General features: G+C 73.2%; 14 protein-coding genes. 9 read left to right on the forward strand and 5 right to left on the reverse strand.

The genetic code is table 11. The features are described from left to right. The first annotated feature begins 10 nt into the window (after positions 1-10). Positions 11-1,102, forward strand: coding sequence for a DNA glycosylase AlkZ-like family protein (locus ACMCNO_RS05050; RefSeq protein WP_412748256.1), 1,092 nt, complete (start codon positions 11-13; stop codon positions 1,100-1,102). A gap of 30 nt (positions 1,103-1,132) precedes the next feature. Here the strand turns inward: ACMCNO_RS05050 and ACMCNO_RS05055 are convergent, their stop codons facing one another. The 5 genes from ACMCNO_RS05055 to ACMCNO_RS05075 form a co-directional block, all read right to left on the reverse strand. Beyond that, positions 1,133-2,353, reverse strand: coding sequence for a glycosyltransferase (locus ACMCNO_RS05055; RefSeq protein WP_412748257.1), 1,221 nt, complete (start codon positions 2,351-2,353; stop codon positions 1,133-1,135). Positions 2,354-2,511: 158 nt separating this feature from the next. Continuing rightward, the gene (locus tag ACMCNO_RS05060; RefSeq protein WP_412748258.1) at positions 2,512-4,638 is read right to left on the reverse strand and encodes an ArnT family glycosyltransferase; all 2,127 of its coding nucleotides are present in this window, start codon (positions 4,636-4,638) and stop codon (positions 2,512-2,514) included. Between the two features lie 115 nt (positions 4,639-4,753). Beyond that, complete coding sequence (locus ACMCNO_RS05065; RefSeq protein WP_412748259.1) at positions 4,754-5,818, reverse strand: 3-deoxy-7-phosphoheptulonate synthase; 1,065 nt, start codon at positions 5,816-5,818, stop codon at positions 4,754-4,756. 277 nt (positions 5,819-6,095) lie between these two features. Further along, positions 6,096-7,730 (reverse strand): sensor histidine kinase, encoded by a 1,635-nt coding sequence (locus ACMCNO_RS05070; RefSeq protein ID WP_412748260.1) that lies wholly within the window; start codon positions 7,728-7,730, stop codon positions 6,096-6,098. Next, positions 7,708-8,439, reverse strand: a complete 732-nt coding sequence (locus ACMCNO_RS05075) for a response regulator transcription factor (RefSeq protein ID WP_412748261.1) — start codon at positions 8,437-8,439, stop codon at positions 7,708-7,710. The genes ACMCNO_RS05070 and ACMCNO_RS05075 overlap by 23 nt, the downstream gene beginning before the upstream one ends. Before the next feature lie 160 nt (positions 8,440-8,599). On the opposite strand from ACMCNO_RS05075, the gene ACMCNO_RS05080 reads away from it, so the two are divergent. The 8 genes from ACMCNO_RS05080 (at position 8,600) to ACMCNO_RS05115 (ending at position 14,824) form a co-directional block, all read left to right on the forward strand. Next, on the forward strand, positions 8,600-8,986 hold the full coding sequence (locus ACMCNO_RS05080; protein ID WP_412753618.1) for a tetratricopeptide repeat protein: 387 nt from the start codon (positions 8,600-8,602) through the stop codon (positions 8,984-8,986). Between the two features lie 9 nt (positions 8,987-8,995). Beyond that, positions 8,996-9,280, forward strand: coding sequence for a Smr/MutS family protein (locus ACMCNO_RS05085; RefSeq protein WP_412748262.1), 285 nt, complete (start codon positions 8,996-8,998; stop codon positions 9,278-9,280). A 384-nt stretch (positions 9,281-9,664) separates the two neighbouring features. After that, positions 9,665-10,048, forward strand: a complete 384-nt coding sequence (locus ACMCNO_RS05090; RefSeq protein ID WP_412748263.1) for a hypothetical protein — start codon at positions 9,665-9,667, stop codon at positions 10,046-10,048. After that, the gene (locus ACMCNO_RS05095; protein ID WP_412748264.1) at positions 10,045-11,241 is read left to right on the forward strand and encodes a PP2C family protein-serine/threonine phosphatase; all 1,197 of its coding nucleotides are present in this window, start codon (positions 10,045-10,047) and stop codon (positions 11,239-11,241) included. Before ACMCNO_RS05090 ends, ACMCNO_RS05095 begins: the two co-directional genes overlap by 4 nt. Then, positions 11,238-12,803 (forward strand): sensor histidine kinase, encoded by a 1,566-nt coding sequence (locus tag ACMCNO_RS05100; RefSeq protein WP_412748265.1) that lies wholly within the window; start codon positions 11,238-11,240, stop codon positions 12,801-12,803. The genes ACMCNO_RS05095 and ACMCNO_RS05100 overlap by 4 nt, the downstream gene beginning before the upstream one ends. After that, on the forward strand, positions 12,800-13,255 hold the full coding sequence (locus ACMCNO_RS05105) for a response regulator (RefSeq protein WP_412748266.1): 456 nt from the start codon (positions 12,800-12,802) through the stop codon (positions 13,253-13,255). Before ACMCNO_RS05100 ends, ACMCNO_RS05105 begins: the two co-directional genes overlap by 4 nt. Continuing rightward, positions 13,248-14,051, forward strand: a complete 804-nt coding sequence (locus tag ACMCNO_RS05110) for an inositol monophosphatase family protein (RefSeq protein WP_412748267.1) — start codon at positions 13,248-13,250, stop codon at positions 14,049-14,051. Before ACMCNO_RS05105 ends, ACMCNO_RS05110 begins: the two co-directional genes overlap by 8 nt. Next, complete coding sequence (locus ACMCNO_RS05115; protein WP_412748268.1) at positions 14,051-14,824, forward strand: SDR family NAD(P)-dependent oxidoreductase; 774 nt, start codon at positions 14,051-14,053, stop codon at positions 14,822-14,824. The genes ACMCNO_RS05110 and ACMCNO_RS05115 overlap by 1 nt, the downstream gene beginning before the upstream one ends. Positions 14,825-14,922: the final 98 nt, after the last annotated feature.

Genomic DNA, 14,922 nt, shown 5'->3' on the forward strand with positions numbered 1-14,922 from the left:
GGAGGCCGCCATGCTCGACGTCGACCGCGGTCAGGCGATGGCGTACCGGGTCGCCGCGCTCGGACTGGGCACGCGCGGCCGCAAACGTCCCGCCGACCTCGCCGTGCTCGACCTGGGAGTGCAGGAGTACACGCCGGACTCCGCGCGGGTGGCGCTGGCCGCCCGCACCACCGCCGCCCTGGACGACGACCGGCTGATCATGGTGTGGGCCACGCGCGGCGCCCCGCACCTGCACCGGCGCGCCGACCTGCCGACACTCGCCGCCCAGCTGTGGCCGGTCAGCGACGCGGACGCCACCGCCCGGATCACCAGCGGCCAGATCCCCGAGGGCATGAAACTGGGCCTGGCCGCGTTCGTCGCCACCGCGGACGCCTTTCGCGAGGTGGTCACGGAGACGATGCCGCGCGGCGAGGTGAGCACCCAGGTCAGCGCGCGGGTGCCGCGCTCGCTCACGTACGACTGCCGGGCCTGCGGCGCCCGGCACATCGCCGGGACGGTGTTCCAGCACGCCGGGCTCGCCGGCGGCGTGCAGGTCGAGTCCCGGGGGCGCGACGCGATGCTCGGGCCGATCCCGGACTGGCCCGGGCGTCCCGAGGCGAACCAGGGCATCGGCGAGCTCATCACCGCGTACCTGCGGCTGCTCGGCCCGGCCGCGCCCGCCGCGGTGGCGAAATACCTGGGCAGCGCGACCGCCGAGCTGCGTACGGTGTGGCCCGACGGGCTGGCCCAGGTGCGGGTGGACGGCCGTACCGTGTGGTTGCCGGAGGATCGGGTGGCCGCCCTGCGCAAGGCCGCCCCCGTGCCCGGGGTGCGGCTGCTGCCCCCGATGGACGCCCTGCTCCAGGCGCGCGACCGCGACGTGCTCGTGCCCGACCGCAAGCAGCAGCGGGAGGTGTGGCGGGTGCTGGGCAACCCGGGTGCCGTGCTGTTCGACGGTGAGATCGCCGGGGTGTGGCGGGCCAAACTGGGAGCCAAGCGGGTCGAGCTGACGGTCACCCCGTTCGGCGGGTTGAGCGCGTCGGCCCGCAAGGCGCTGGAGGCGGAGGCGGCCGCCGTGGCCCGGGCCCGGGCCGTGCCCGACGCGACCGTGCGGTACACCTGACCGCGCCGGCGCGCTGACCGTCCATGCCGGTCAGCCCTCCGCCCGGGCGGCGCGGAAGACCCAGATGCGCATCAGCAGGAACCGCACGCCCGTGGCCACCAGGTTCGCCGCCACGAGCACGGCCAGCTCCACCGCCCGTGGCGCCCCACCGTCGAGCATGCCGAGGGCGCCACCGGTCAGCCCCAGGCCGATCGCGAAGACCAGCAGGCCCTGCGCCTGGTGCTGCCACGCCCGCTCGGCCCCGCGCACCCCGAACGTCAGCCGCCGGTTCGCGGCCGTGTTGGCCACCGCGGTCACCAGCAGCGCGATGAGGTTGGCGGCCTGCGGTCCGACCCCCACCCGCAGGAACGCGTACAGCACCAGATACGCCAGCGTGCTGGCCACCCCGACCGCGGCGAACCGCAGCAGCTGACCGGTCAGCCCCGCCGGGACACCCGCGACCGGCCGCGGATCCCGGCCGAGCTGTTCGCGCAGCGTGGCCACCGGCAGCCGTCCCGAGGCCAGCCCGCGGGCCAGGCGGACGATGCCGGTCAGGTCGGCGATCGCGGTGGCCACGATGTCCACCCGGCTGTCCGGATCGTCCACCCAGTCCACCGGCACCTCGTGGATGCGCAGCCCCGAACGCTCCGCCAGCACCAGCATCTCCGTGTCGAAGAACCAGCCGGTGTCCTCGACCAGCGGGAGCAACTGCTCGGCCACGTCCGCGCGGATCGCCTTGAAACCGCACTGGGCGTCGGAGAACCGGGCCGCCAGGGTGCCGCGCAGGATCAGGTTGTAGCTGCGGGAGATGAACTCGCGTGTGGCGCCGCGCACCACCCGGGAGCCGCGGGACAGCCGCGAGCCGATGGCCAGGTCGGAGTGGCCGGAGATCAGCGGCGCGACCAGCGGCAGCAACGCGGCCAGGTCGGTCGACAGGTCCACGTCCATGTACGCCAGCACCGCGGCGTCGGAGTGGATCCACACGTGCTTGAGCGCCCGCCCGCGGCCCTTCGCGGCCAGCCGTACGGCGACGACGTCGGGCAGCTCCGCGGCCAGCCGGGCGGCCACCTCCGCGGTGGTGTCGGTGCTGGCGTTGTCCGCGATCGTGATCCGGAACCGGTACGGGAACTGGTCGGCCAGGTGCGCGTGCAGGCGGCGTACGCACGGCTCCAGGTCGACCTCCTCGTTGTAGACCGGGACGACGACGTCGAGGACGGGAGCGGTCAGCGGCGTGGCGGTGGCCGCGGCGGAGGGAAGCGTCGAAAGGCTCATGCCTGAACACTCGGTCGCGGTGCTTTGCCCCGCGTGTGCCGATCCTGTGCGGGCTCTGTGAGCCTGTTCGGGCTGCGGGGCGTCCACATCGGATGCGGACACGCCGCGCAGGCGGCTTCCCATCAGGGGAGCCGCCTGCGGGCCGGAGTGGCGCTCGGTCACTGCGCCGTGGTCGGCGCGGTGAGGTCGTACACGGTCGTGTTGCCCACCGTGCGGGCGTCGAAGTTGGCGGCCACCCACGCGGCGATCGCGGAGCCGGCACGGCTGCCGCCGCTCTGCCCCGGCCCGCCGCCGGGTGCCCCGGCTGTGGTGCCGCCCGCAGTGGCGAAGCCGCGGCCGCCGAACCCGCCACCGCCGATGAAGTAGTGGATCTTTCCTTCCCGCACGTACTGCTGGAACCGGGCCAGGGTGGGAGAGGGGTCGCTGCCGTTGAAGCCGCCGACCGGCATGACCGGCCGGCCGGTCGCGAGCTGGTAGCCCGAGGCGCTCTGCGAGCCGACCGCCGCCGCCACCCAGGTGTACGAGTCGGCGCCGGTCTCCAGCAGCGCCGTCATCTCGGAGCTGACGGTCGCCGCGTCGAGCAGGCCGCCACCGGGCCGTCCACCGCCGGGGAACCCGCCGCCGGGCATCCCTGTCCCGTTGGGCATGCCGCCAGGGAATCCACCGGTTCCACCCGGAGCGTTGCCGCCCGGTCCGGCGCCGCCCGGGAAGCCGCGACCCGCCCGGCGTGCGCCGCCCGGCCCGCCGAAGCCGCCACCGGCGACCACCGGTCCCGCCGACGGGATCGACCCGGTGTGCGCCTGCCCGGCGGTCTGCACCGCGTACGCCGCCGGACCGGCCAGCACCGCGGCCAGCGCCACCCCCGCGGAGATCGCCGCGGCCCGCGCGCTCAGCCGCAGCGAGGCGCCGAGGACCGCGACCGCCGCGACCAGGCCGCCGACCAGCACCACGGGGCGCAACCAGGGCAGGAAGTCCGCGCTGCGACCGAGCAGCACGGACGACCACCAGGCGGTCACCGCGATCGCCGCGGACAGTGTCACGGCGGCCAGCCAGTGCCGCCGGACCCGCCACAGCAGGACCGCGCCCATGCCCACGACCGCGCCCACGGCGGGGGCCAGCGCAACGGTGTAGTACGCGTGGAAGATCCCCTGCATGAAGCTGAAGACCAGGCCCGTGCCGAGCAGCCAGCCACCCCACAGGATCAGCCCGGCGCGGCGCCGGTCCGTACGGGCGGAACGGGCCGTCAGCACCAGCCCCGCGACCAGCACGATCAGCGCCGCCGGCAGCAGCCAGGAGATCTGTCCACCCTGCGAGGCGTCGAACATGCGCAGCAGTCCGGTCTGGCCCCAGCCACCGCCGCCCGGCCCGCCGCCATCGCCGACGCTGCCGGTCTCGTTGCCGCTCAACCGGCCCAGCCCGTTGTAGCCCAGGGCCAGTTCCAGCAGGCTGTTGTCCTGCGACCCACCGATGTACGGCCGCATGGATGCGGGCACCAGCTCCACGATCGCGATGTACCAGCCCGCCGAGACGACCACGGCGAGCCCGGCCAGCAGCAACTGCCAGATCCGCCTGCCCAGTCTCGGCGGTCCCGCGATCAGATAGGCCAGCGCGTACGCGGGGACCACCAGCAGGGCCTGCAGCATCTTGGTGAGGAAGCCGAAGCCGACGAGCACCCCTGCCAGCACCAGCCACCGGGTCGCGCCCCGCTCGATCGCCCGCACGCTCGCGTACGCCCCGCCCACCATCAGCAGCACGAGCAGCGCGTCCGGGTTGTTGAAGCGGAACATCAGCACGGCCACCGGGGTCAGCGCGGCCACCGCCCCGGCGATCAGGCCCGCGGCCGGGCCGAACCAGCGCCGCACCGTGGCGAACAGCAGGCCGACCGTGGCGACGCCCATCAGCGCCTGGGGGACGAGCAGGCTCCACGCGTTCAGGCCGAACACGCGTACCGACAGCGCCATCACCCACAGCGAGGCGGGTGTCTTGTCGACGGTGATCGAGTTGGCCGCGTCGGACGAGCCGTAGAAGAACGCTTTCCAGCTGACCGAGCCGGCCTGGACGGCAGCGGAGTAGAACGCGTTCGCCCAGCCCGAGGCGCCCAGGCCCCACAGGTAGAGCACCGCGGTGACGGCCAGCAGGGCGAGCAGGCCGGGCCGGGCCCAGGCCGGGTCGGTGGCGGGGCCGCGCAGGAGCGCCGACCACCGGGAGCGGTGACGGTCCGTCGGGGGCGGCGGCGGGGGCTCCACCGGCGCCGCCATCGGCGGTACGGGCAACGTCGAGGTCATCGGGAATCCTTCGGACGGAGGTCGGATGTCTACTCCGACGACTCTCGGCCCGCGCCCTGTCCCGCCCTTGTGCCCTCCCTATGCGCCTGCTGTGAGTCTCGTCAAGAGCTGTGGGTCACACCGTGCGGCGCTTGGCGGCCGCCTGGGCGAGGCGTTCCAGCACGCCGACCGTGGGGTCCCAGCCCATGCAGGCGTCCGTGACCGACTGGCCGTACGTGAGCTCTCCACCCAGATCCTGGCGGCCCGGCACCAGGAAGCCCTCCAGCATCACCCCGGCGATGCCGTGCTGCCCCGCCTCCATCTGCGCGGCCACATCGTCCGCGACCAGCGGCTGGCGCAGGTGGTCCTTGCCGCTGTTGCCGTGCGAGCAGTCGATGACCAGCCGCTCCGGCAGCCCGGCCTGGGCCAGCAGCCGCAGCGCCGCCGCCACGTCGGCCGCGCCGTAGTTGGGCTTGCCGCCGCCGCCCCGCAGCACGAGGTGGCAGTCCGGGTTGCCGCGGGTGTGCAGGATCGCCGGGGTGCCGGAGTAGTCGATGCCCGGGAAGACGTGCGAGGCGGCCGCCGCGTTGATCGCGTCGATGGCGGTGGAGATGCTGCCGTCGGGGCGGTTCTTCATGCCGATCGGCATCGACAGGCCCGAGGCGAGCTGGCGGTGCACCTGCGACTCCACCGTACGGGCGCCGATCGCACCCCACGCCACCGTGTCCGCGATGTACTGCGGGGTGATCGGGTCGAGGAACTCCACCGCCACGGGCAGCCCATGGCGGACCACCTCCAGCAGCAGCGACCGGGCCACCCGCAGGCCGGTGCCGACGTCGCCGGTGCCGTCCAGTGCCGGGTCGTTGATCAGGCCCTTCCAGCCGACCGTGGAGCGCGGCTTCTCGAAGTACACCCGCATGACGATCAGCAGGTCGTCCGCGAGCCGGGCGGCCTGCTCGCGCAGGCGGTCCGCGTACTCCCGGGCGGCGTCCGGGTCGTGCACCGAGCAGGGACCGACCACGACCAGCAGGCGCTGGTCCCGGCCCTCGACGATGTCCTCGACCTGGCGGCGGCTGTCCAGCACGGTGTCGTGCAGCTCGGCGACCAGCGGCAACTCGTGGTGCAGCAGCGCCGGACTCATCAGCGGCACGACCTTTTCGATGCGCTGGTCCCGGACCCGCTGCACCTCGGGGATGGTCACGACAGTCTTCCTTCCGCCGGGCGCTCGCGGGGCCGGCGCCCCGAGCGCGAGCCGGCATGCTCGTCACAAACGAAAAGGCAGCGACGTGGTCGCTGCCTCGGCCGGCTCTGGCGGGTGTCTCAGGTCATGGGGTCATGGCCGAGGCACCGGCGGGAGCCGGCCTCGTAAACCACGAATACCACCACGACACGTCGCACAGCATAACCGCTGCCCGCCGTCACCGGGGGGTGTGGGCGGTCACTGCGATCCGGGGACAGCGGGCCGGGATCGGCCGCCGTCAGTGTCCGGCCTCGGTCGTGACCTGGGCGCCGTCCGGAATCCTGCTCTCGTGCGTCGTCCGGCCTGCCGACCCGGCGGCAGGCAGCCGGACCGTGAACTCGGTGCGGCCGGGCTCGCTGTGCACCGACACCGTGCCTGCGTGCGCGCTCACCACCGCGTGCACGATCGACAGGCCGAGCCCGGTGCTGCCCGCCGCCCGCGAGCGGGAGCTGTCGCCGCGGGCGAAGCGTTCGAAGATGTGCGGCTGCAGCTCGGCGGGAATGCCCGGCCCGCGGTCGGTCACCCGCAGCACCGCGCCGTCCGGGGTTGCGCTCACCGCGACGGTCACGCTGGTGCCTTCGGGAGTGTGGGTACGCGCGTTGGCCAGCAGATTGGCCAGCACCTGGTGCAGCCGGGCGGCGTCGCCGAGCACCGTGACCGCTTCCTCGGGCACCTCCAGCCGCCAGTCGTGACGGGGACCGGCGGCGTGGGCGTCGCTGACCGCGTCCACCACGAGGGCGGTGAGGTCCACCGGGTCGTGTCCCAGGGGACGGCCCGCGTCGAGGCGGGCCAGCAGCAGCAGGTCCTCGACCAGGGTGGTCATCCGCTGCGCCTCGGACTCGACGCGGCGCAGCACGTGCCCGACCTCCTCCGGGACGGGTTCCCGGCTGCGGCGGCTCAGTTCCGCGTACCCGCGGATCGCGGCCAGCGGGGTACGCAGCTCGTGGCTGGCGTCCGCGACGAACTGGCGTACCTGCATCTCGCTGGCGTGCCGGGCTTCCAGGGCGTTGCCGACGTGGTCCAGCATCCGGTTGAGCGCGGCCCCGACCCGGCCCACCTCGGTCCGCGCGTCGGTGTCGCCCTCGGGTACGCGCTGGGCCAGGTCGACCTCGCCCCGGTCCAGCCGCAGCTCGGAGACCCGGGTGGCGGTGGCCGCCATCCGCTCCAGCGGGCGCAGGTTGCGCCGCACGATGATGGCTCCGGCCCAGCCCGCGATGATCAGCGCCACGACCACGGCCGCCGCGGTGACCCCGGCAACGGCCAGCAGCGTCTGCTGGGTGTCGGCCAGCGGCAGCCCGGTGACCAGCCACCCATCCGGGGTCGGCACGGACATGACCCGGTACGCGCCGAGGTCGTCCAGGTAGACCGTGATCGGCTGCCCGTCCGGGACGACCTCGGCGAGCTCGGTCGGTGCCGACTCCGGCAGCGTCCGGTAAATGCCGCGCAACCGGGGGCCGCCGACCCCGGGCTCATCCTGCGGGTACTGCACCCGGCCGCCCCCCGCGACGGTGTACCCACGCACACTGGGTGCGCCGTCGGTGGGCGCGCCCGGCGTGGGGGCTGAGTCGAGCACGAGGACGATCGTGCCGGATGGGGCGCCGGGCGGCGGCTGCTGTGCCCACACGTCCGTCGGGTCGAGCCGTCCGTCCCGGCCGCGCTGCGGCCCGAGCGCGCGCTGCGTCGCCTCATCGAGCTGGACGTCGACCTGGTGGTACAGGGTCTTGTGCAGGAAGACCTGCGCGGTGGCGCCGACCACCAGGCCGAGCACCGTGAGCAGGCCGATCATGACGGCGACCAGCCGGGCCCGCAGGGACCAGCCGGACGGATGCCGCCACCGCGCCGCCGTCACCTCAGGCGGCGGGCTTGAGGACATAGCCCGCTCCGCGCATCGTGTGGATCATCGGTTCGCGGCCCACGTCGATCTTCTTGCGCAGGTACGAGATGTACAGCTCGACGACGTTGGCCTGGCCCCCGAAGTCGTAGTTCCACACCCGGTCCAGGATCTGGCTCTTGCTGAGCACCCGGCGCGGGTTGCGCATCAGGTACCGCAGCAGCTGAAACCCGGTGGCCGTGAGGTTGACCAGGGCGCCGCCGCGGCGTACCTCGTGGCTGTCCTCGTCGAGGGTGAGGTCGCCGACGACCAGCTGGGAATCCGCCCGCAGCGCGGCGCGCCCGCTGCGGCGCATCAGGGCACGCAGCCGGGCGACGACCTCCTCCAGGCTGAACGGTTTGGTGACGTAGTCGTCGCCGCCCGCGGTGAGCCCGGTGATCCGGTCCTCGACCGCGTCCTTGGCGGTCAGGAACAGCACCGGCACGTCGGGCGCCTCCCCGCGCAGCCGGCGCAACACCTCGAGGCCGTCGATGTCGGGCAGCATGATGTCCAGCACGACGGCGTCGGGGCGGAAGTCGCGCGCGGTGCGTACCGCGGTCGTACCGTCGCCCGCGCTGCGCACCTCCCAGCCCTCGTAGCGCAGGGCCATCGAGAGCAGCTCGGCCAGCGTGGGCTCGTCGTCGACCACCAGGACCCGGACCGGCCCGCCGTCGGCACGGCGCAGCTCGGTATCGGCGTTCGCCATCGTCATGCCCCAACTGTCGGAGGCGCCGCTGTGCGCGTTCTTTCCGCCCCCTGTGTAGCACCTGTGGGTTGCCGGGCCTCGGCGCCGCACGGGGCGGAACACTCGCCGTACGCCCGATGTTGTGCCAGCGTTGAACTTCGGCGACGCGAACGTGGGGAGCATCGGCGTGGATCTTCTCGACGAGTACCGCAGGGCGACCTTCGCCTTCGAGGCCGGTGATCCGGCCGGGGCCGCGCGCCTGCTCGAGCCGATCCTGGAAGCGGAGCCGCACAACACGGCCGTACGCCAGCTGCTGGCCCGGGCGTACTTCAACTCGGCGCAGCTGGCGGGTGCGGAGGCCCAGTTACGGGTCCTGATCGAGCGGGATCCGTCTGACCATTACGCCCACCACGTGCTCGGCCGCACCCTGGAACGGGCGGGCCGGTTCTCCGAGGCGTTGCCGCACCTGCGGCTGGCCGCCGCGATGAAGGAGCACGACGACTACGCCGAGGCGTTACGCCGGGTGCAGCTGTGGGTGGGCAAGCACGGCGGCCGCGCCGCGGGCGCCGCATAGGATCGTGGCGTGAAGCTGAAGCTGGACCTGCACGACATCTTCAACAAGGGGCAGGAGATCGACCGCGCCCTGCGCGGCATCATCGACGAGGCCATCCAGAAGAAGGCGACACTGGTCGAGATCATCCCCGGCAAAGGGTCCGGCCAGCTGAAGAAGAAGGTGCTGCGATTCCTGGACCAGAAGGAGATCAAGCAGCTCTACCACCGGGTCGAGAAGGACGGCGACAACTGGGGCCGTCTGTTCATACACTTCCGCTTCAACTCCCCGGCCGGGCGCGGCCGTCGCGGGCGCTGACCCGTCACACCGTCACCGTACGGGCCATGGCCACACCTCCGGGGTGAGGCCGAGCCCGCGCAGCGTGTCCACCAATCGGGTACGGACGCGGTCGTTCGCGGGGCTTCCGGCCACGTGCGGTTCGACCGCCATCGACGGAACGAGCCCGAACGCGCGCCCGCACGGAACGCCCCGGGGGTTGCGGCGGCCCCGGCGGGCGCAGCCCAGGGGCGATGGTCACGCCGACCGCGACCAGCGCGGTCACGCCGCCGCCCCGGCCAGGCCGCGGTGAGCTGGGTGGACCAGGCAGCGTACGGGAGGCAGTCGCATGACAACCGTCTGAACGCGGACGAGTGCCGACGGGTACCCGATGGATCACCCGGGGGTGTGGCATAGCGTGGACGCGTGACCGAGCCACTCGACCCCACCGCCGTGCTCGCGGAGTTCATCGACCGGGTGGCCCACTTCGACCCCGCGCCGGACGCCGCGCCGGTCGCTGTGCTGGGCCTGCGCACCGCGTTGAGTGAGGCCACCTTCACCGTGGGTGACCACGTGGTGCGGGCGATGTGCAAGGCGCTCGCCTCGTACCGCGATCCCGCCGACCATGGCGTCTGCATCCAGTGCGGCAGCCGCCGCCTCGACGAGAATCTGCACTGTCGCGAATGTGGACAGTTGCACGGCATCCTGGGTCAGGTGATCGCCCAGCACGCCCGCCGGGTCGCCAAGGAGACGGGCGCCGAGGAGGAGCCAGTCGTGGACGCCAGCGCCGTGAGCGAAGCGAGACCGTGACGGCTGCCCGCCCCGCGCCTGCCGGAGCGGCCGCCCGATCACCGGAGCGGCTGCGCGTCCTGCTGGTCGAGGACGACGAGGGTGACGCGTACCTGGTCCGTGAGCTGCTCAACGAGGCCGACACCGCGTTCGACCTGCAGGTGGCGACCACCCTGGGGCAGGCGCGGGACCTGATGGCGGGCATCCACTGCGTGCTGCTGGATCTCGGGCTGCCGGACGCCGAGGGCATCGACGGGCTGCGCAAACTGCTGGCGGTCGCGGGTCACGCGGCCGTCTGCGTGCTCACCGGCCGCAGCGACGAGCACCTCGGAGTCGCCGCGGTCGCCGAAGGCGCCCAGGACTACCTGGTGAAAGGCCAGGTGGACGGCGTTCTGCTGAGCCGCGCGCTGCGCTACGCGGTCGAGCGCAAGCGGGCCGACGAGAACACCCGGCGGCTGCGCGAGGCGGAGCTACGCCAGGCCGAGTCCGCCCGGCTGGAACGGGGCCTGCTGCCGCAGCCGCTGATGGACACCACCGAGGTCACGGTGCACACGTTCTACCGTTCCGGGCGGGCGCTCGGCCTGCTCGGCGGCGACTTCTTCGACGTCGTCCAGGTCGGCGACGACCGGCTGCACGTGATCGTCGGCGACGTCTGCGGGCACAGCGTGGACGAGGCCGCCCTCGGCGTGGAACTGCGGGTCGCGTGGCGGGCGCTGGTGCTGGCCGGGGTGCCCGACGGGCAGATCCTCGGCGCACTCGAACAGGTCCTGATGTCGGAGCGCCGCGCCCGGGAGATCTTCGCCACGGTCGCCTCGGTGGTGCTCGACCTGCCGGGCAACCGGGCCACGGTCCGGCTGGCCGGTCACCCCGCGCCGCTGCTGCTGCGCGGGGGCCGGGCCGAGCCGGTGGCCGCCGCCCGTGGCATCGTCCTGGGGGTGCAGCCCGCCCCCACCCCCGCGACCGAGCTGGACCTCTCCGGCGACGACTGGTCCCTGCTGATGTACACCGACGGACTCATCGACGGCCGCACGGGCACCGGCGACGACCGCCTCGAGGTGCCCGGCCTGTGTGCGCTGCTGGACGAACCGGACGCCCGGAAGGTCCCCCTGCCCGCCCTGCCCCCGTGGCTGGTCGGCCGGGCCGAACGGGCCAACGGCGGGCCGCTGGCCGACGACGTGGCGATGCTGCTGCTCTCCCGCGGCGGCGGTCGATGAGGCTGTTCGCCGCGGACGTGTGGACATTGCGGCGCCGGGTGATGGCGCTGTGTTTCGCGGTCGGGCTGGTCCTGGCCGGGCTGGGCCTCGGCGCCGCGATCATCGCGGGCCACAGCAACGAGCACATCGACAACCTGATCAACCGCACCGGTCCGATGCGCATCGCGGGGGAGAGCCTGTCCACGGCCCTGGTCGACCAGGAGACCGCGGTCCGCGGGTTCGCGATCAGCGGCAAGGAGCAGAACCTGCAGCCGTACCTGTCGGGGCGGATCGCCGAGCAGGTGGCCGTCGAGCGGATCGACAAGGCGCTCGGCCCGGACGGCGATCCGCAGATCCGCGCCGCGCTGGTGGGCGCGCAGCGCAGCGCTGCCGCGTGGCGGGCCGCGGTCGCCGATCCGATCATCGCGGCCCGGCGCGCAGGCGGGACCGAGGCCGCGCGGGCGGTGCAGCTGGCCGGGGACACGACCAATTTCGACCCGGTACGGACCTCCGTCGCCGAGCTACAGCTGCACATCGCGGAGTCCCGCGAGAAGTCCGTGGCCGACGCCCGGCAGACCGCCGGCACTCTGCTCGTGCTGGAGGTCACCGCGGCCGGAATCGTGCTGGTCGCGGGCGCGCTGCTGCTGTTCCTGCTGGACCGTATGGTCACCCGCCCGATCGTCGACCTGGCCACCCAGGTACGGGAGGTGGCCGCGGGCAACTACGAGCGGCGTATCACCAGTGGTGGCGCGCCGGAGCTGGTCGCGCTGGCCGCGGACGTGGACGCGATGCGCCGCCAGATCGCTTCGGAGCTGGCCGAGGTACGCGAGGCGCGGGGGCAGGTCGAGTGGGTCAACGACCAGCTCAAACAGCAGGCCGATGAGCTGACCCGGTCCAATCGCGACCTGGAGCAGTTCGCGTATGTCGCCTCGCATGACCTGCAGGAGCCGCTGCGCAAGGTGGCCAGCTTCTGTCAGCTGCTGCAGCGCCGGTACTCGGGCCAGCTCGACGAGCGCGCGGACCAGTACATCGCGTTCGCGGTGGATGGTGCGCAGCGCATGCAGCAGCTCATCAACGACCTGCTGGCGTTCTCCCGGATCGGGCGGTTGACCGCCGGGTTCACCGACGTCGACCTGGATCAGGTGCTGACCCAGGTCTCCGAGCTGCAGTCGCGGTCCGGTGCGGACGGCCGGGTGGAGTGGTCCGGCCTGCCCACGGTCGAGGGCGAGGAGACGCTGCTCACGACGCTGTTCGTCAACCTGGTCGGCAACGCGCTGAAGTTCCACCGCCCCGGCGTTCCCCCACTCGTGCGGGTCAGCGCCGAACAGGGCGACCACGAGTGGCGGATCAACGTCCGCGACAACGGCATCGGCATCGAGGCGGAGTTCGCCGACAAGGTCTTCGTGATCTTCCAACGGCTGCACCCCCGCGACGCGTACGAGGGCACCGGCATCGGGCTGGCGATCGTGAAAAAGATCGTCGAATACCATGGCGGCCGGATCTGGCTGGATCTCGACGTGGCCGAGGGCACGTCGATCTGGTTCACGCTGCCTGCCGACCCCGACAAGGAGATTCCCGGATGACGGGTGCGACACGGCCGGAGAGCGCGCCGATCGAGGTGCTGCTCGTGGAGGACGATCCCGGCGATGTGCTGATGACGCAGGAGGCGTTCCAGGAGCATCAGGTACGCAACCGGCTCACGGTGGTGCCCGACGGCGCCGAGGCGCTGGCCTACCTGCGGCGCGAGGGGTCGTACCCGGACGCGGTCCGGCCCGACCTGATCCTGCTCGACCTCAACCTGCCCAAACGGGACGGTCGCGAGGTCCTCGCCGAGATCAAAGAGGACCCGGACCTGGGCCGGATCCCGGTGGTGGTGCTCACCACCTCGGCGGCCGACGAGGACATCCTGCGCAGCTACGAACTGCACGCCAACGCGTACGTCACCAAGCCGGTCGACTTCGACCGGTTCATCTCGGTGATCCGGCAGATCGACGAGTTCTTCGTCGGCGTGGTCAGGCTGCCACCCCGTGGTTGAGGAGGTCGCCGCGCTGGTCCGGGAGGTCGCCCGCACGGTCGTGCTGCCGCGCTTCGGGTCGCTGGCCGCCGACGACGTGCGGGAGAAGGCGCCCGGTGACGTGGTGACCGTGGCCGACGCCGAGTCCGAGCGGGCGCTCACCGCCGGGCTGACCGGCCTGCTGCCCGGCTCGGTGGTGGTGGGTGAGGAGGCGGTGGCCGCCGACCCCGCAGTGCTGCAACGGCTCGGCGACGAGGGTGCGGTGTGGGTGGTCGATCCGGTCGACGGCACGGCCAACTTCGCGGCCGGGCGGACCCCGTTCGCGATGATGGTGGCGCTGCTGCGCGGCGGGGAGACGGCCGCCGCCTGGATCCTCGACGTGCCCGGCGACTCGATGATGGCCGCCGAACGCGGCAGCGGTGCCTACCGCGACGGCGTGCGGATCACGGCCCGGGCCGACGTCCCACCCGCGGGCACCCTCACCGGCTCCGTGCCGACCCGGTACTTCCCGGACGACCTGCGGCGCCAGGTGGACGCGCACGGCCCGGAACTGGGCACGGTCACCTCGGGCAGGCACTGTGCCGGTTACGAGTACCCGGCGGTCGCCACGGACACCCAGCAGTTCGCGCTGTTCTGGAAGGTCATGCCGTGGGACCACCTGCCGGGCGCGCTGATCGTGCGTGAGGCGGGCGGCGCGGTCCGGCACTTCGACGGCAGCGAGTACCGCCCCGGCGCCGACGGGCCCGGCCTGATCGTCGCGGGCAACCCCGGCATCTGGGACCTGGTCCACGACACGCTGCTGCCCGGGGAGCGCTGATGTCGGCGTACCTGGAATCGCTGTTCGGTCTGCGCGGGCGCACCGCGGTCGTGACCGGCGGCAGTTCCGGCATCGGCCGGGCCATGGCGGTCGCGCTCGGCGCGGCCGGCGCCCGGGTCGTGCTCCTCGCGCGCCGTCGCGGCCCGCTGGAGGACGCGGTCGCGGACCTCGTGGCCGTGGGCGCCTCCGCGGGCGCGATCACCGCGGACCTCGGCGACCGGGCCGCGGTCACGGCCGCCGCCGACGAGATCATCGATCGGTACGGGGACCCGGACGTGCTCGTCAACGCCGCGGCGGTGAACCACCGCCCGCCGCTGCCGCAGCTCACCGACGCCGACTGGGACGGCACCCTCGCCGCGAACCTCACCGCCCCGTTCCTGCTCGGCCGGCGGTTCGCCCCGGCCATGGCCGCGCGCGGCTGGGGCCGGATCATCAATGTGGTCTCCCAGCAGGCGTTCCGGGCGTACGGCAACAGCGGCGCCTACGGCGTGTCCAAGGCCGGGCTCGTCGCGTTGACCCGGTCGCAGGCCGAGGCATGGTCGCGGTACGGCGTGTGCTGCAACGCGGTCGCCCCGGGTGTGGTGGAGACCCCGCTCACCGGGGAACTCTTCGCCGACCCGGCGCGGGTCGCCGGGCACGCCGCCCGCGCGATGATCGGCCGCAACGGGGTGCCCACCGACTTCGCGGGCTGCGTGCTGTTCCTGGCGGGCGAGGCAGGCGCCGCGGTAACCGGCCAGACACTCTTCGTCGATGGTGGGTATTCAGCCACGTGAGCGGTCTGCCACCAGGGCATCCGGCGAGGTAGAGTCACCGGCGCTCATGATTGGTGGAGGTAGACCGTGGCGGCGACTCTCCTTCGGCGGTGCTGGTC

The organism is Krasilnikovia sp. M28-CT-15 (genome assembly GCF_047159595.1).
Lineage (GTDB): Bacteria > Actinomycetota > Actinomycetes > Mycobacteriales > Micromonosporaceae > Actinoplanes.